This is a genomic window from Nitrobacter winogradskyi Nb-255 (assembly GCF_000012725.1).
GTDB lineage: Bacteria > Pseudomonadota > Alphaproteobacteria > Rhizobiales > Xanthobacteraceae > Nitrobacter > Nitrobacter winogradskyi.
Map to the genome: position 1 here is coordinate 734,617 of NC_007406.1, position 17,270 is coordinate 751,886.

15 protein-coding genes are annotated in these 17,270 nt (G+C 58.9%); 12 read left to right on the forward strand and 3 right to left on the reverse strand.

Annotated elements, in window-relative coordinates; translation table 11 throughout:
* Window position 1: 1 nt before the first annotated feature.
* Window positions 2-945, reverse strand: a protein-coding gene (locus tag NWI_RS16635) for an IS630 family transposase (RefSeq protein ID WP_187147962.1) whose coding sequence is annotated in 2 segments (ribosomal slippage) — window positions 2-607 and window positions 610-945 — 942 coding nt in all. Because the reading frame shifts where the segments join, the coding sequence is not laid out codon by codon here.
* Between the two features lie 429 nt (window positions 946-1,374).
* Between NWI_RS16635 and NWI_RS03405 the strand changes: the two genes are divergently transcribed.
* The 7 genes from NWI_RS03405 to NWI_RS03440 all read left to right on the forward strand — a co-directional run bounded on the left by NWI_RS03405 (window position 1,375) and on the right by NWI_RS03440 (window position 8,943).
* Window positions 1,375-1,890, forward strand: coding sequence for an RNA polymerase sigma factor (locus NWI_RS03405; RefSeq protein WP_041344708.1), 516 nt, complete (start codon window positions 1,375-1,377; stop codon window positions 1,888-1,890).
* 140 nt (window positions 1,891-2,030) lie between these two features.
* Window positions 2,031-3,044: a FecR family protein gene (locus tag NWI_RS03410; protein ID WP_011313981.1), complete on the forward strand. Its 1,014-nt coding sequence runs from the start codon at window positions 2,031-2,033 to the stop codon at window positions 3,042-3,044.
* Between the two features lie 111 nt (window positions 3,045-3,155).
* Entirely contained in the window at window positions 3,156-4,679 is a 1,524-nt protein-coding gene (locus NWI_RS03415; protein ID WP_011313982.1) for a TonB-dependent siderophore receptor, read from the forward strand.
* A 53-nt stretch (window positions 4,680-4,732) separates the two neighbouring features.
* Window positions 4,733-6,084 (forward strand): IS3 family transposase gene (locus NWI_RS03425; protein WP_148203761.1). Its coding sequence is split into 2 segments (ribosomal slippage): window positions 4,733-5,069 and window positions 5,069-6,084, totalling 1,353 coding nucleotides; the frame shifts between segments, so codons are not numbered across the junction.
* A 12-nt stretch (window positions 6,085-6,096) separates the two neighbouring features.
* Window positions 6,097-7,236, forward strand: a complete 1,140-nt coding sequence (locus tag NWI_RS03430) for a TonB-dependent siderophore receptor (protein WP_011313983.1) — start codon at window positions 6,097-6,099, stop codon at window positions 7,234-7,236.
* 625 nt (window positions 7,237-7,861) lie between these two features.
* Complete coding sequence (locus NWI_RS03435; protein ID WP_049750616.1) at window positions 7,862-8,488, forward strand: helix-turn-helix domain-containing protein; 627 nt, start codon at window positions 7,862-7,864, stop codon at window positions 8,486-8,488.
* Window positions 8,489-8,508: 20 nt separating this feature from the next.
* The gene (locus NWI_RS03440; protein ID WP_011313985.1) at window positions 8,509-8,943 is read left to right on the forward strand and encodes a hypothetical protein; all 435 of its coding nucleotides are present in this window, start codon (window positions 8,509-8,511) and stop codon (window positions 8,941-8,943) included.
* 187 nt (window positions 8,944-9,130) lie between these two features.
* Here NWI_RS03440 and NWI_RS03445 read toward each other — a convergent pair whose 3' ends face one another.
* On the reverse strand, window positions 9,131-10,669 hold the full coding sequence (locus NWI_RS03445; RefSeq protein ID WP_011313986.1) for a porin: 1,539 nt from the start codon (window positions 10,667-10,669) through the stop codon (window positions 9,131-9,133).
* A gap of 972 nt (window positions 10,670-11,641) precedes the next feature.
* Here NWI_RS03445 and NWI_RS03450 point away from each other — a divergent pair.
* From NWI_RS03450 to NWI_RS03470, 5 genes are read left to right on the forward strand one after another with little or no spacing between them, the layout of a single operon-like run.
* The gene (locus NWI_RS03450; protein ID WP_011313987.1) at window positions 11,642-12,535 is read left to right on the forward strand and encodes a branched-chain amino acid ABC transporter permease; all 894 of its coding nucleotides are present in this window, start codon (window positions 11,642-11,644) and stop codon (window positions 12,533-12,535) included.
* The gene (locus tag NWI_RS03455) at window positions 12,532-13,581 is read left to right on the forward strand and encodes a branched-chain amino acid ABC transporter permease (RefSeq protein ID WP_011313988.1); all 1,050 of its coding nucleotides are present in this window, start codon (window positions 12,532-12,534) and stop codon (window positions 13,579-13,581) included. The genes NWI_RS03450 and NWI_RS03455 overlap by 4 nt, the downstream gene beginning before the upstream one ends.
* Before the next feature lie 25 nt (window positions 13,582-13,606).
* Entirely contained in the window at window positions 13,607-14,878 is a 1,272-nt protein-coding gene (locus tag NWI_RS03460; RefSeq protein ID WP_011313989.1) for an ABC transporter substrate-binding protein, read from the forward strand.
* Window positions 14,875-15,693, forward strand: a complete 819-nt coding sequence (locus NWI_RS03465) for an ABC transporter ATP-binding protein (protein ID WP_011313990.1) — start codon at window positions 14,875-14,877, stop codon at window positions 15,691-15,693. Before NWI_RS03460 ends, NWI_RS03465 begins: the two co-directional genes overlap by 4 nt.
* Window positions 15,693-16,397 carry an ABC transporter ATP-binding protein gene (locus tag NWI_RS03470; RefSeq protein ID WP_011313991.1) on the forward strand — a complete coding sequence of 235 codons (705 nt, stop codon included), beginning with the start codon at window positions 15,693-15,695 and terminating at the stop codon, window positions 16,395-16,397. Before NWI_RS03465 ends, NWI_RS03470 begins: the two co-directional genes overlap by 1 nt.
* A 204-nt stretch (window positions 16,398-16,601) precedes the next feature.
* Here the strand turns inward: NWI_RS03470 and NWI_RS17420 are convergent, their stop codons facing one another.
* Entirely contained in the window at window positions 16,602-17,219 is a 618-nt protein-coding gene (locus NWI_RS17420) for a c-type cytochrome (RefSeq protein ID WP_011313992.1), read from the reverse strand.
* Window positions 17,220-17,270 lie beyond the last annotated feature (51 nt).

The following is a 17,270-nucleotide window of genomic DNA, read 5'->3' on the forward strand; positions in this document are numbered from 1 at the left end:
TTTAGATTTGGTTGTATCCTGCATTGACGAAGTAGTTGGCGCATTCAGCCGGTGCAACGGTTTCGAGGATCGGAGCGATAGCATTGTAGACGGCCTCGGTGGTCCGCTGCGCGGCTTTGCGTAGCCAGTGTTTGAACTTGGCAAAGAACTGCTCGATCGGGTTCAGATCAGGCGAGTATTTCGGCAGGTAGAAGAGCCGGGCACCGGCGGCACGGATGACGCGACGCACGGCGCTGGCCTTGTGCGAGCCGAGGTTGTCCATAATGACGATGTCGCCGTGCCGCAGGGTCGGGACCAGAACCTTCTCGATGTAGAGAAGGAAGGCTTCGCCGTTGATCGGCCCCTCGATGAACCACGGCGCGGTGATGCGATCGTGGCGCAGAGCGGCCATAAAGGTCATGGTCTGCCAGCGGCCATGCGGCACCTTGGCTCTGATGCGTTGACCGCGCGGCGCCCAGCCCCGCAGCGGCGCCATATTGGTTTTGGTCCAGGTCTCATCGATGAACACCAGCCGAGTGGGATCAATCCGATCTCGATACTTGGTCCATTGCGCTCGCCGACGGGCGACATCGGGACGATCCTGCTCTGCAGCAATCAGCGTCTTTTTTTGTAACTGAGCTTCACAGCGTGAACGAACTCCCACATCGTGCGGTAATCGACCTTAAGGCCACGCTCGGCAAGTTCGGCCACCAGCCCGCGCACGGTAAAGTCCTTTCGGCACCGTTGCAGCAGCCATTCGCGGTGCGGCCCCGCAATCTTCTTTGGCCTATAGCCGCCGATCTGGCTTGGCGCGACGCTGCCGGTCTCGTGGAAGCGTTGTACCCAGTTGATCGCCGTGCTGATGCCCACCCCAAACTGGGCCGCAGCCTGATGCCGCGACAGGCCGCCTTTAACGACAGCACGCACTACCCGCTCACGAAGGTCGTTCGAATAGGCTCGTCCCATCCATGCTGGCCTCCTTCCCAGTCAGCATGTTGAATCAGATGAATTCTGATTTGGGAATCTCAATCGATTCAAAATAAACCCATCCCGCTCTAGGGCCACCGACAGGGGCAGGACCGCGTCCGTCGTTATCCGCGGATTGGAGACCCGTGAACGGGCGGTTGCGCATCGGTGTGGGCGCCAAGGGAGCGGCGATTACCAATGTCCTGGGTATCAGGGGTAGGTGGAGAATGCCGACCGACGAAGGCGCGTCGGCTCATCTCGATTGAGGGGACGAATGTATCGTGAGTATGCTTTTTGCAACGTTCCTTCGTAGCGCAAACCTGAGGTCGCTCGCGACACGCCGACACCGTTTCCACGGTCGGCAGAAAGCTGATTGCGCAGGGACAGGGATGAGCCCGCTTCCGTGTCGTGATTCAGAAGAGGGCACGGATGGCTGAGTCCTTGAGTGCTGCCTTCCTGCTGCATCGGCGATCCCTGATGTGGAGCGTGATGCGGATCGTGCGCGATCCCCAGACGGCCGAGGATCTTGCGCAGGAGACGTACCTCCGTGCCGCGCGGGCTGCCGAGAGCGGCCCGATCGAACATCTGGAAGCTTTTCTGTATCAGACGGCTCGCAACCTCGCGCTCGACCATCTGCGACGACAGCGGACGCGAGGCAGTGTGCAGCTTGATGGTCTCCCCACCGCGGAAATCGAGAAAGTCCCGGCGAATTCTCCGACACCGGAAGGCGTGGTCATCGAGCGCGAGCGGTTGAACCGATTCTGGCAGGCTTTGAGCGCGCTTCCGGAACGGGCGCAAACCGTCGTCGTGCTCAGCCGCGTCGAAGGGTGGCAGAACGGACAGATCGCCAGTCATCTCGGCGTTTCCGAGCGCACGGTCTTCAACGACCTCAAGCTGGCGATGGCGCATTGCCGCGACGCGATCCGACGTCTTGATGAGGGTTGAGACCTTCTCTTGACCGCCAGCCGGATTTCTCCTCCCGAACCACATGGGTCGGCCGCCGGTCCCGACTGATTTTGCCGGATTCCAGTCGACCGAACGTCTCTGGTATAAGGCTGCGGCATAGCGAAGACAGGATGGTCTGAGTGGCACACGACGGCGCAGAGGACGACAAATCCGGAGGGGCGTTTACCCATCCGGACCCGATTGTCGATGAAGCGCTTGAATGGCTCGCCCGCCGTCAGAACGCGCCGCTGGAGCTGGCGGAACAACGGCAATTTCAGGAATGGCTGCTGCGAAGCCCACGCCACGGCGAAGAGTTTCGTTATCTCGAGGCGATGTGGAGATCCCCTGAACTCGGGAAAGCGGCTGAAGGGCTGCCAGCCGCCGCGCGCGGTTCGGTGAACCGACGCCGGCTGCTCTCGGCCGCGCGCTACGTTCAATCGTGGTCACTGCGGGGCGTCGCCGCCGCCGCCATCCTCATGATCGCCATCGGGGCGTGGCAATATCCGGCTCTGATGTTGCGGTGGCAAGCCGATTACATCACGGCAACCGGCGGCCGGGCGCAAGTGTCGTTGCCGGACGGCTCGACGATGCTTTTGAACACCGCTTCGGCCGTGTCGATCGACTTCACGAACGGACGGCGACAAGTGACCCTTCTGGAAGGCGAAGCCTTCTTCGATGTACGGCACGATCCGGCGCATCCGTTCCGCGTTGCCGCTCACTATGGGGAAACCGAGGTGAAGGGTACGGCCTTTGCCGTCAGGACTGAAAGTGATCAGGACACCATTGTTCTTGAGCGCGGCCGCGTCGAGGTCAGCCGGTTGTCGGATTCCGGCGATCATGTCGAACTCGATCCCGGAGAGATGGTGACAGCCACCGCGAAAGCTCTCTCCGTGGTTGCCAGGCGTGACCCGTCGGAGATTCTCGCCTGGCGCGATGGCCGCATCATATTCGAGAATCAACGCCTGGCGCACGTGCTGGATGAACTGCGCCGCTATTACGACGGGATCGTCATTGTCGCCGACGCGCGGGTGGGTGATCTCGTCGTCACCGGCAACTATCGGCTTGATGACGTGCCCGGCGCCATCCGCACGCTTGCCGATGCGGCGGGCGCAACCATGAACCGTCTGCCCGGCGGAATCATTCTGCTGCGATAGCACCGGGTTTTTTTGCCGGATCGCCTCTTGTCGAACGTCATCTGTTCGAGGGCGAGGCGCGCACGCAGCGCGGGACCGACCCTCGATTGAATCAGAGGGCGGGGCTTGAAGATGAGGCAGGGCGACCTGAACGGCGGCAGCGGACGCGGCGAACGCGTGATAAGAGGACGACGTTATCTATCGTTCCTGCTCTCCACGGCAATGATCGGTTTTACCGGAATGCTCGGCGTTGCGCCTGCGTGCGCGCAACAAACGCGCCAGGCGGTGACTTCCCAGCCGGTGAATTTCTCGATTCCCGCGCAGCCGCTGTCATCGGCGATCAACGCATTCATCCGCGCAACGGGCTGGCAGATCAGCTACTCGTCGCAGCTTGTACATGGCAAGACATCGGTCGCCGTGGTCGGCGCCATGCCGCCATCGGCGGCGCTGCAGCGCCTCGTTTCGGGCACCGGGCTCAGCGTACGGATGGGTGGTTCGGGTTCCGCCGCATTGGTCGGCGCGGCCGGCGCGGCCGATGCGGCGGTTGCCCCGGTCGCCGGCGCGATCTCGCTCGACACCATCGATGTGCAGGGCGCGACGTCGAGCGATCCCGGCAGGACCGAGGGCACCGGCTCCTACACGACCAGCGTGGCGTCGTTCGGCAAGAATCAAACGCTAAAAGAAACGCCGCAGACAGTCTCGGTCATCACGCGCCAGCGCATTCAGGATCAGGGAATGACGACGATGGAGCATGCGCTGGAGCGCACACCCGGCATCACCGTCGTGCCATACAGCACCACAGATTCAACTATATATTCCCGAGGTTTTCCTGTCACAAACCTTCAGATCGACGGCAACAGCCCGCAATTTGGAGGAAGCATGATAGGTCAGGGCTTCACCACATCCCAGTTTGACCTCGCTATGTTCGATCGCGTCGAGGTCCTGCGCGGCTCCGACGCGCTCTACGGCACCTCGGGCGCACCGGGCGGCGCAATTAATCTTGTGCGCAAGAAGCCGACCAAACAGTTCCAGATGAACGCGCTGCTCCACGGCGGAAGCTGGAACAACTATCGTGGCGAACTGGATGTCGGCGGTTCGCTCACCGAGAACGGTGCGGTTCGCGGGCGCTTTGTCGGGACCTATCAGGATCAGAATTTTTTCTACAATCACGGCAAGAGCAACAGGTATCTGCTTTATGGTATCATCGAAGCTGATATCACCGACAGCACCATGCTCACCTTCGGCGCCAATGTCATGCGCCAGGATCAGGCTGGATTTTTCCGTGGGCTTCCGCGCTATGCGAACGGTGACGACCTCGGCCTGCCGCGCAGCTTCTCTCTCAATCGGCCCGAGGACACCTGGCTGCTCAACAACAATATGATGTTCATCCGCCTCGATCAGGAACTCGCACCCAACTGGACCCTGGGCGTCGAGGCGACGCGCTCGATCAACGAGATTTTTCGCCGGGACTTAACCTGGCAGGGAGGGATCAATCCGATCACTGGCATGGGTCTGACCGGCTATGATTGGGAGTACGATTACCGTGCACCGCAGTTCACGCTCGACGCTGTGCTGAAAGGATCGTTCGATCTGTTGGGCAGGGAGCAGAAGCTGACTTTGGGTGTGTCCGCCGTCAGGGCTCTTGAGACAGTTTAGGGGTTTTCGGGAAGGGAGGATTTCTGGATCATCGCAGCCAATTTGGAGCGCAGATGAGACAGAAATCCGGGCCGGAGAAAGCACCGGCAGAGCAGGTCGTGAAGGACATCCGCCGGGCAACGCGCCGGCAGTTCTCGGCTGAAGAGAAGATCCGCATCGTGCTGGAAGGCGTGCGCGGCGAGGAGAGCATCGCCGAGCTGTGTCGGCGCGAGGGGATCGCCTCGTCGATGTATTACGGCTGGTCGAAGGAGTTCCTCGACGCCGGCAAGCGCCGTCTCGCTGGTGACACGGCCCGCGCCGCGACGTCGGACGAGGTGAAAGAGCTGCGCCGTGAGGCGCAGGCCCTGAAGGAGGCCGTGGCCGATCTCACCCTGGAAAACCGCCTGCTGAAAAAAAGCATGCTCGCGGATGGGGAGGACGACACATGAGGTATCCTGCATCCGAAAAGGCCGAGATCATTCGCCTGGTCGAGGCCTCGCATCTGCCGGCACGGCGAACCCTGGACAAGCTCGGCATCCCGCGCGCCACGTTCTATCGCTGGTACGATCGCTATCTCACCGGTGGGATCGAGGCTCTGGCCGATCATCGCTCGCGGCCGGATCGTGTCTGGAACCGGATTCCTGACCCAATCCGGGCCGAGATCGTCGAGCTGGCGCTGCGCGAAACGGAGCTGAGCCCGCGCGAGCTGGCGGTGCGCTTCACCGACGAGAAGCGCTACTTTGTCTCGGAGGCGTCGGTATATCGGCTGCTGAAGGCTCATGATCTCATCACCAGCCCAGCCTATATCGTCATCAAGGCGGCGTCTGAGTTCAAGGACAAGACGACAGCGCCCAACCAGCTCTGGCAAACCGACTTCACCTACCTGAAGATCACGGGTTGGGGCTGGTATTATCTCTCGACCGTGCTCGACGACTTCTCCCGCTTCATCGTCGCCTGGAAGCTCTGCGCCACGATGCGGGCGGATGACGTCACCGCCACGCTCGATCTGGCTCTGGCGGCATCGGGGCTCGACCAGATCACGGTCGCGCATCGGCCGAGGCTGTTGAGCGACAACGGCGCCTCATACATCTCGGCCGAACTCGCTACCTGGCTCGACGGCAAGGGCATGAAACACGTTCGCGGCGCGCCGTATCATCCCCAGACGCAGGGCAAGATCGAGCGCTGGCATCAGACCCTGAAGAACCGCATCCTGCTGGAAAACTACTATCTGCCCGGCGACCTTGAACGGCAGGTCGCGGCCTTCGTCGAGCACTACAATCACGGCCGCTATCACGAGAGCATCGATAATCTCACGCCCGCTGACGTCTACTTCGGCCGCGGGCAGACCATCCTCACCGAACGCGAAAGGATCAAACGCCAGACCATCCACCAAAGACGCTTGCAGCATCACCTGCAGGCCGCCTAACCTCAAACCCAGATGAGCCAGAACCTCCGTTCCCGTGACCCCGGAACAGTCTCAATTCATCTGACGACGGACACTTTGGGTGCTAATATCAACAGGCTGGATCTCCACCTGTTGAACCGAAAAAACCTGAGTATGTGGGTAGGATCGATGCGTAACAGCATCTTCCAATACAACCCTGCCGACTATCCTGCCGGACCCTACGTTCCTAATAACGATAACACCTACAAAATCTTACAGAAAGGCGTGTATGGATCGTTCGTGGCTCATGTCGCGGACCCTCTGAAGCTGATTTTCGGGGGGCGGTTGAGTTGGTACAGTTACAATAGTGCCATTAATGCTGTTGACCAGAACACGGGCGCTGTCACCTCCACATCGTTGACGGCATACGAAGACAACAAGGTTTTCACGCCTTATCTCGGCATGGTTTACGACCTGACCAGTCAATGGTCGGCCTATGCCAGCTTTGCCGAGACCTATCAGCCGCAGGCTTTCAACTTAAGGGGGCCTCTGCCCGGCACTCCGCTTGGCCCTATCACGGGGCGCACCTATGAGGTCGGCGTCAAGGGCAGCCTGCTCGACGGCCGCTTGAACACGACGTTTGCGCTATATCATGTGAAGCGCAACGGTGAGGCGGTGCGGGATTTCGCCTATCCGGCTACTCCGGGCGATCTTGGCACAAATTGCTGCTGGCTCGGTGACGGCCGCATCGTCAGCCAGGGCGTGGATATCGAGGTCAACGGCGAGGTCGCCGCCGGCTGGCAGGTTTCGGCCGGCTATACTTTCAACGACAACGAGAACATAGCGGGCGGCGGCCGCTACAACGCGTTCACACCGAAGCATCTGTTCAAGCTGTGGACGAGTTACGATCTGCAAGGGCCGCTTGAGGGCTTCAAGATCGGCGGCGGCGTGACCGCGCAAAGCTCATTCTACCAGACCGGAACATTCGCCGGGAATCCGTTTAGAATTACCGAGCCGGGCCGCGCGGTGGTGGATCTGTTCGCGCAATACCGTCTCGATGAGCACTGGACCCTGGCTCTCAACGTCAACAACCTGTTCGACAGGACATACTACCAGGCCATCGGAGCTTTCTACCTCGGCAATTTCTACGGCGCGCCACGTAATTTCCTGCTGAGCGCGCGGGCGAGGTTCTAAGCATCACTCGCGGTGGCTTCAGCGCGGCTGCGAACGAGTTCGATGTCAGGCAGCCGATCGTCGGCAGGCGGGGCACGGCCTTCGGGGCCGTTTCCAGTCGTGCAATTGGACCCTCCGCTCCATGACGACACAGGCGGGATAATAGCTTCTTAGCGCCACCACAATGTCTCCGAGATGCACCGTGTCCACGTGTGAAACACGAAGGTGCGAGAACTCTCTTTCGCGCCAATCCGTTCGTACGGGTCGTCGCGGATGATATTAGCTGCCGCAATCCCATCACTCAGAATGGCTTTATCGCGGAGCGGTGCATTCTGCGAAGTTTATCGTTTTCTTTTGCCGCTGATTGTGAGGATCACTCCGCTTCGCCAATATAGGGCGAAACGACTCTCGATCGATGCAATTGAAATGGTGAAGCCGTGGGAAAAAGCAGCGCCGCGATTATTGACTTTCAGCCTTATCTGGAGCGGCGCAGGTGCGCAGCGAAATCCGGAGGAGCCTGTGGTCCGTCATCGGCCAGCCAATTCCCATACGCTTTTCCGTTCATGTGGCTGACGGTGCCTGTCGTCATTGTGTTCCCGACATGGGTATCAAGGCCCGGATCCACGGAGTCCGGCCCGATCATCGCATGAGCAAGCTCGGCACGAGCCAGATTTACCATCAAGGCGATGGAAGCGGTCTGGATTGCATTGAACTGCCGGTGATTGTCGGAAAGAATCTGCGCCGAATCCGGTTGCGGCAAGGTTTGTCGCTCGAGCGACTGGCCAAGCAATCGGGCGTGAGCCGCGCCATGCTTGGCCAGATCGAAACCGGAAAGAGCACGCCGACCATCGGTCTGCTTTGGAAAATATGCACCTCGCTCACTGTTCCGTTCGCCAGCCTGATAGCCGTCGGCGATCCGGAAGGAATCATCGTTCTGCGCCGCGACGGATCGAAGCTGTTGTCATCCAATCAGGGACGGTTCACCTCCCGGGCTCTGTTTCCGTTCGATAGCGAACGACGAACTGAGTTCTATGAACTCCGGCTCGCCCCGCTCTATTGCGAGAACGCCGAAGCTCATGCGGCGGGGACCCGCGAGAATCTGGTGGTTGCCAAGGGATCGGTCGAAATCGCCGTCGGATCGGCGCGGCCAACGACTTTGAGCGAGGGAGACGCCATGCTGTTCGAGGCGGACGTTCCGCACGCATACCGCAATCTCGGCACAGACGAGGCAGTTCTGTATCTGGTGATGACCTATGCGCAGATGATCGGCTGAGGCCGGCGCGCAAATCGTCGATGTTTTACGGCCCTCACTCGTCCAGCCTGAAACAAAACAAGGGCAGAACCAGTCTGCCCTTGTCCGAACTCAACCGGCTCGTTCGATATCGTCAGGCTGCCTTCGCCTGCATGACGCACATCATCGCCATCCCACCGCAGCACATCATCATCGGCATGCCGTTGTTCGCCATGTTCATCATGTTCTGGCAGCACTGCATGAACATGTCCTTCATCGACGCATCCATGGGCTTCATCTCGCAGGTCATGCCGTTGGCCGTCATCGTGCAGGTCATCTGGCACATCATGGTCGGCATCGACATCATGCCTCCCATCGGCATCATGCCATTCATCATCATGGGCGACGTCATGGGTGACGCGCCGCCCATCATGGGCATCATCATCTGCATCGCTGGAGTCATGTGCTTGTCCCTTCAAGAGGTGAATGATCTCTAACTATCGATCCAGATGGTAGATACTCCTAATTCGAGCTTCAATTGGAGATTGTTCGTGCTGTTCGCTTTTCTCCAATAAGGTGCCGAACCGTCCAATACAGTAGCCGGATCCGCTGTGATAACGGCGATCCGTCCAGGATATCAGACGGCTTGGAAAGCGAGAGTATCCTCACGGCGCGATGCGGTCTTCACCACGCGCGCTGGGCGCGGAACATGACGGTCCAGACCTCCTGATCCTTCACCGCATAATTGCCCCCCGGCTTGCTGACAGCCCAGTTGGGAGGAACAGCCGCGACGCCGGCGAACTTCTGATCCAACATGCTGTAAGCCGCTTCCGTCGTGAACGTCAGATTCTTGACCGGCGTCCAACGAATGTTCGCGCCGACCTGCCCGATGTTGTAATCCGGATTGCAGGTGGAGAGACCCCCGCCGAGGGCGCCAGGAATTGATACGCCGCACATGTAGGCCTTGGCTCCGCCGGTGTACCTGACCGATGCGTAGGCGCCGAATATCGAGCTGCTCCAGTACTGATTCCAGTTGTGAACGTAGGCGCCGCGCATGCCCCAGGTCGTGACCAGCTCTAGATCGCCGTTGGGCGCGTAGACGGAATCGGGCGCGAAGCCGAAGCCGACGCTGCCCACGCCGAAGCCTGAATAGATCGTGCTGCCGCCCGCCTGAGCAGCCATGTCCTGGATGTTGTAGCGGGTTGCGCCGTTGGTATAGACGGCCGAGACGTTGATCACGTCGCCCGGACCCGTCGGGATGTTTCTGATCGTCAGAGCGAGCTGACCGGCCCAGCCCCACTTGTTTCGGGGGCCTCCAGTGGTTTCATCGCCTCCGTAGTAGGCGGGGTTGTTATGATGCGCCGCGGCCGACGCCTGGAACAAGCCCCAGGCCTGGTCGACGCGCAGTTGGCCGACGATATCCGGAAAGGTGGTTCCGGCATTCGCGCTGAGGCCGTAGCCGAAGAGAGGGGAGCCGAAGAAGACGATGCCCAGAAACGGAGGGCTGATGATGGTGCCCGGCGATCCCACTCCGAGGTTGTGAATGCCGGCCTGATAATACGCGCTCGGATCCTGCACGCCGATCGAGCCTGATATGCCATCGCCGAACTCCGCGGTGTAGGTGAACTGGTTCACCCCCGTGAACGCGCCGCCGCCGCCGACGAGACCGTCATAGATGTTGCCGGGATAGTTGCCCCAGGGAGCGGTGAACTGGGAGACAGCTTTACCCATCGTGAAGCCGGCGAACTGAATGAAAGCGAAGAACACGTTAAGCTGGCCGCCGGAGATTCCGCCGGTCGGATTCCCGTCATACGCTGTCCCGCCGACGCGCAAGCCTGCATAGCCTCCCGAGGTCCAGGTGAAGCCCCCGTCGAAGTAGCTGCGAACCACGCCGTAATCCGTTGCGGTGCGTGTGTCGAAGGTCAGGTCCGCGCGCGCGCGCCAGGTGAAAGCGTTGGAGTGACGATTCTGCGCTCCGGCCTGATTCGAGGTGTTGCCCATGAAAATCGCATTGGTGTTCACGCCCAGGTCGGCACGCATATAGCCGCCGAGCTTGATGCAGGTTTCGGTGCCGGGGATATAATAGAAGCCGGCGCCATACAGGGAGCAGACCTTTACGTACTCGACGGCTTTCGCCTTCAACGGAAGATCAGCGGCCCGAGCCCCGCTCACGACGACCAGAGCTGTCGTCGAGCCGAGAAAAAGATTCTTCATCAAATTCATTATCAAACCCCAAGTTGCTTTGTCATGGCGGGTTCGAGTCTGCTGAGCGCAGCACTGGAAGAACGTTTCTCGCAGTCCATGACCGACGCAGCCGTCTGCAAATGCCGCGCGCCCCTCATCGCTGAAGAGGACGTGCGGCCACTCAAAGAACGACAACCATCTAAAATTAGGACGACTTGTGATGCGTAAGGCCCGTGGCCTGTCGATATAGCTATCGACACACATCGAATGGTGTCAACATGAAGACGGCATCAAACAAAACATAAGTATGGTCATGACTCGAAGCGCCGAGAAGAAGAAAGATCTTGAGCGTTCGGAGTCTGATCAGCAGAATTCTGTACCACCTCGCGCGTACGTCTGAAGCTTCAATAGAAGGCGAACTTGATGCAGGTTGTCGTCACTCACATTGCTGTCGCCGGATGTGACGCGATCTATATGAAGATAGACGCTGATGAATCGTGTGCGATAACAGGGTGCAGATCGTCGCTGCTGATACGTGCGTCAGATGGGAAAGAAAATCTTGAATGTGTGAAGTGTTCTCCGAAGAATATCGTGCCACGTTGTTCGTACTTCCAGGGCGTTGCGAGCGCCACGAGAGACAACGCGTTGAAACGGAGTCTGGAATCTTAGTCGAATCGGAGCGGCGCCTATGCCTGATCGGCGGACACACGTCGAATGTACCAACATGCGGAGGTGATCCGTATGGTTCTCAGGAGATCGTCAATCGTATTCCGTCGAGCCGTTACATCGCAGACTTTATGAGACGACCAACGAGAGGTGTTCGAAAAGTTCTCGTACTTGATAGACGCAACGGGTGTTCTCAAAAGAAGATTATGTGCGGATGCCGATCCGTCGGACGCAGAAGATCACTTGCAATGCGCAAAATACGTAAAATAAATCTGCTTCTCATTTGCTATAGAATCTTCACGCGTTGAAAGAGCGCGATGTATCCGGAATGGTGGAGCGCGTGACTTGAGTCTCGAATTATTTCTGACGGTGGCACTCAACGGTCTTACCGTCTCCGCACTCTACTTCATCGTGGCGATCGGATTCTCGCTCATCTTCGGTCTGATGCGCTCCGTGAACATGGCGCACGGAACGCTGTTTCTTGTCGGCGCGTATGCCGGCGTCGCCGTTTTCTATCCGCTTTACGACGACGGCAACGCTTATGCCTGGATCATCGCGTTGGCCGCAGGAATTTCCGCATCGGCGATTCTTGGTGTCGTTTTGCAGATTGTCTTTCTTGGCTGGATGCAGGGTCAGGAGCTGCGCCAGACGCTGGTGACGATCGGAATCTCCATAATCGTCGCGGATCAACTCCTGGCGATTTTTGGCGGACTGAGTCAGCAGTTCTATGCGCCCGACATTCTGTTTGGGTCGGTGCCGGTGCCATTCGTTCAAGGCGGTCAGTACTCGACCTTCCGTCTGTTTCAGGTGGTGGTGGCGATCGGTGTCGGCTTCGGTCTTTGGCTGATCCTGCAACGGACAAAGCTCGGCATCGTGGTGCGCGCCGGTGTCGATGACCGGGCGATGCTGGCGGCGCAAGGCGTCAACGTGCCGCTCATCTCAGTTGTCATTTTTGCGATCGGCGCCGCTCTTGCCGGCCTGGCCGGGGTCATAGGTGGCACCGCGCAGCCCTTCGGCCAGGAGAAGGATATCGAGTTCCTGCTGACATCACTTGTCGTGGTTATCGTGGGCGGCATGGGATCGTTACCCGGGACGGCGCTCGGCGCACTTCTGGTCGGAATGGCCGAGCAGTTCGGACAATCGTTGTTCCCGGCTTACTCGGTGATGCTCACATTGCTCATCATGGTAGCGGTCCTCGCGTTCCGGCCTCACGGTCTTCTGGGAAGAAAACTATCATGAGTGACGCGGCTTCCACATCTACTACGGAGGTCGTCGGACGCTCCTTTGCTTTGTCGTCCCTGATCACTTCCGCTGTTCTGATAGCGCTTGTTACGCTTCCGGCCGTTCTGCCTGAGTTCTGGACGGTTAATATATTCGTCCGAGCCATGATCTTTGGAATCGTGGCGCTCTCGCTTACGTTCCTTGCTCATTACGGCGGGTTCATCTCGCTCGCCCAAATGGTTCCCGCCGGCGTTGCCGGATACACGATTGCCGTGACCGTACCGGACGCCATACCGGCGAATGGCTTTCAGCTTCCTTACGGCCCGGCCGTCGCTCTCGCTCTGGTGCTCTCGACCGTTGCGGGGCTTACCATTGGCGCCGTCGCGGTTCGCACACGGGAGATCTATCTACTGATGATCACGCTCGCGATCGCGGTGAGCTTCTATTTCTTCGTGCAGGCCAACGTCGAATTCCTCAATGGCTATGAAGGGATTCGCAATGTGATGGGCCCGGATATTCTGAGCGTTCCCTTGCGCACGCCTGCGATCTTCTACCATGCGGTCCTCGCCGTGTCCGTGGCCCTTTACGCGCTTGTGATCTACGTCAGCCGCGCTCCACTTGGGCTAGTCCTGCAGGGCATTCGCGATAATCCGCGGCGAATTTCGGCGCTTGGATTCAATGTCGCCCTGCATCGTATCGTGGCGTTTGGCCTTGCCGGCTTTATCGCGGGGGTCGGTGGCGTTCTGCTCACCTTCTACAACATTGGAATTTCGCCCGGCACCGTGTCCACCCATGCCACGATCAGCATTCTAATCATCGCGGTGATCGGCGGCCTCGGCCATCCCATCGGCGCGTTCATCGGCGCATTCATTTTTACGATCTTCGATACTTTCGCAGCCGACATCTACGACCGCGACCGATTTAATACGCTTATAGGCGCGGTCTTCCTGACGATTGTCGTTGCTTCGCCTGACGGGATCATAGGGCTGATCAAGCGAGGGAATGCCTTGCTCGCGCGCGATCGAAGCCCGGTATCGCGCTCACAAACCTCTATCGCTCCTTAACAAAATTCATTTGAGGACCACGACCATGGCAATCAATCCCACCCGGAGGCAAGTCCTTCAAGGCGCAGCAGCCATTGCCGGCTCCGCCGTGTTCGCTCCCGCCATCCATGCCGACCCAGCTCCTATCAGGCTGGGCACACTGGCCTCGCTGGAGGGGCCGCTCGCCATCAACGGGCAGGATGCCTATCGCGTCGTTGAGCTCCTTCTCGAGGAAGCCGGTTACAAAGCGGGCGGCCGCAAGATCGAATGGATTCGAGAATCATCGAATGGCAAACCGGACGTCGCGCTCGCACGGACCCGCAAGCTAATCGAGCAGGACAAGGCGGATGTCGTGATCGGGCCACTGGCGGGAGCCGAGGGCATCGCGGTTCGAGATTATTCGCGCACCGTGCCGAACAAGACCTTCATTAACGGCTCGTCCGCATCGCAGGACAATACGCTCCGAAATTCGTCGTCGAACTATTTCCGCTTCAGCACGGACGGGACGCAATGGACCGCGGGGCTCGGTGAGTACACGAAGAATGTCCTCAACATCGGCGAAGTCACGGTTGTCGCTTCCGACTACGCCTTTCCTTATTCGCAGGTGTTCGGGTTCAGTCTTGAGTTCACGCGGGCAGGGGGCAAACTCAACTATCTCTGGACGCCGTTCGGAACGTCCGACTACACCTCGCTGATCGCGCAGATACCAAAGTCGTCCGGAGCGCTCTACGTCGTCTATGGCGGCTCGGACGGACTGGCTTTCCTTACCCAGTATGCGCAGGCCGGCGGCTCGCTGCCGCTTCTGGGCGGAACCCTTCTTGCGGATCAGACGCTGTTCTCCGCCCGCGGTCCCCACCGCAAGGTGCTTGAAGGCACCATATCCGCCGGCCCGATCGGGGATCACTACGACAACCCGGTCTGGAAGGATTTCCAGGCTCGCTATGTCCGACGCTGGAGCAAGGATGTCGGGCAGCAGACGCCCGGTACGCTTGCGTTTGCCTATTCCACCAACTTGCAGGCGACGCTTCTCGCGCTCAATGCCGTGGATGGCGATCTCTCGGGAAATCAGGAGGCTTTCCGAGAGGCGCTGCGAAAGCTTGAGTTCAAGAACTATATCGATGCTCATGTGAAGCTCGATCACAACAGGCAGGCGATTTCCGACAATTTTCTCACCAAGGTCGAGGTACAGGACAAGCGGTTGCAGTCGGTGGTTATCAAGAAGGTTCCGAATGTGAACCAGACTCTTGGATTTCCCGAAGACAAGTATGTCGCGCTCGGCGCGCCGTCCCGCAACAACACCGGAAATGTGAAGATATGACAGCCGTCGACAGTAGCCGGAGACAACCGGAGTCTCGAGGAGTCCTGCGGATATGTGCCGCGACACGATCTCGTCCGCCGACACTCGAATTGTCGGGGATTGGCTTCAGTTTCGGTGGGGCGCCGGTCCTCTCAGGAGTCGATCTTGTCGTCGCGCAGGGTGAGCGTCGCGTCATTCTGGGACCGAACGGCGCCGGAAAAACGACGTTGTTCAACGTCGTTTGCGGTGACTATTCACCGAAAGCCGGATCCATTCGATTTTCTGGACGTGACATCACGGATTTGAAGCAGCATATGCGCGCCCGCATCGGTATCGCACGCACTTATCAGAACTCGCTTCTGTTCGACGGGCTCACCGTGCTGGATAACATCTTTCTCGCCATACGAGGCGTCAGAAGAAACAGGTTCTCGCTTTTGCGTCCCAGAGCGAACGATCGGGATCTCGCGCAAGCGCGAGAGATCGCGGACCGTGTGCGCATTTGCCATCTGTTGAACTCAGACGTGCGTGATCTCTCGCACGGGCAGCGTCGCCAGTTGGAGCTTGGCATGGCGCTTGCCGCGGAGCCGAAGCTTCTCATGCTGGACGAGCCGGCCGCCGGTCTTTCGCCTGGCGATCGACCGGAACTGCTAAGAACGCTGCATGAACTGCCGCGTTCTCTGACACTCGTGGTGGTGGAGCACGATATGGATATCGCCTTGCCGATTGCCGATATCGTCACGGTGATGAAGGACGGAGCGGTCGCGATCGAGCGGACACCTGACAAGGTCGAGCGCGATCCCGCTGTGCAGGCGATTTATCTGGGCGAGGCTGCGTGATGTTGTCAGTCGCCGATCTGCACGTCAACTATGGCCGCGCTGAGATCCTTCATGGGGTTTCACTTGACGTTGGTGATAAGCCGGTGTCCGTTGTCGGACGCAATGGCATGGGAAAAACCACGTTCTGCTATGCCATCATGGGAATGATACCGGTTCGGAGCGGTTCTATCGCGCTTGATAACGAGCCTCTTGATCGCAAGTCTGCGATGCAGGTCGCCCGGCGTGGAATTGCGATCGTTCCCCAAGGAAGGCGGGTCTTCCCCTCGCTTTCTGTTGACGAACACCTCAAGCTCGCGAGCCGGAGCAGGAAGGCGGCCTGGACTCCAGAACGGATCTACGAGACTTTTCCCCGACTAGCGGAAAGAAGATCGAACGGCGGCGCGCAATTATCGGGGGGCGAGCAGCAGATGCTTGCCATAGCCCGCGCGCTACTGCGCAATCCAAGACTGATCATCATGGACGAACCATCGGAAGGATTGGCTCCCGTGATTGTCGATCAGTTGATCGATACGCTGAGGAAGCTGACACTCGACAAGATCGGTCTTCTGTTGATCGAGCAGAACCTGAGAGTTGCGACTTCCGTTTCCGACACGGTTGCTGTCATGCTGGGCGGAAAAATTGCGGCTACGCTTCCGGCGAAAAGATTGAGTACGGACGAGGCGCTTCAGCGTCGCTACCTTGGCGTAAGTTCGGCTTTACACTAGAGCATGACCCGATCAAGTTGAATCGGACCATGCTTTAGAAATGGTTGTCTGGTCGCATTTTCTTGCGGCGAACCGGTATCCACTTCGCCGGAAAATGCTCTAATTGATTATTCTGAGCTCGCCCATTGGCATGGCCGGAAGCGGTTGGTCGAACACCTTTGGGGTGTGTGATAGTCGCCGTCGGAGCGATTGGAGCATTCTCGGCTAGTGCTTGCCGGGAGGTCTCGGCGTCGATGCAAGAAAGCCGGCAACCTCCTCGATGTCATCGTCGGATAAGCGCCGCGCAATGTCAGCCATGACCTTATCGTTTCCGCGAACACCGGATTTGAAGTCTTTCAACTGCTTCGCCAGATACCCCGCATGTTGAGCCTCGAGCCAGGGTTCGAGGTTGGCATCGCCATTATGGCATGATCGGCAGGCTGGAACTCCTGCTTTCGGTACACCGGATTCAACGATCGTCTTCGCACGGGAGATGTTGTTGTTCTCACGACTTTCCGGCGAAGGCGCAGAAAGCTGACTAAAATAGGCGGCTGCGAGCTCCAGCGCATGATCCGGGAAATCACCGGTCCCGCTCATTTGTCCATTATCGTTGATTCGTAGCCCGGAGCGAAAGTCACGCAACTGCTTTTCGATATAAGCGCGCTTTTGACCCGCGAGCTTAGGAAAATGCGCGGTCGCGCTTATACCGTCGACACCATGGCAATTGCCGCAAGCTTCCCAAGGTCGATCTGGCGCATCGACGATAGCATCAGCGAACGCATGTCGGACGAGAAGCGCAAAAGCAGCCAGGCTGGTCATGCCGACAATAAGGAAGCGCGACATTAGAGCATGATCCCAGAAAGTGGAAAACGGTTCTTGGATACGATCATGCTC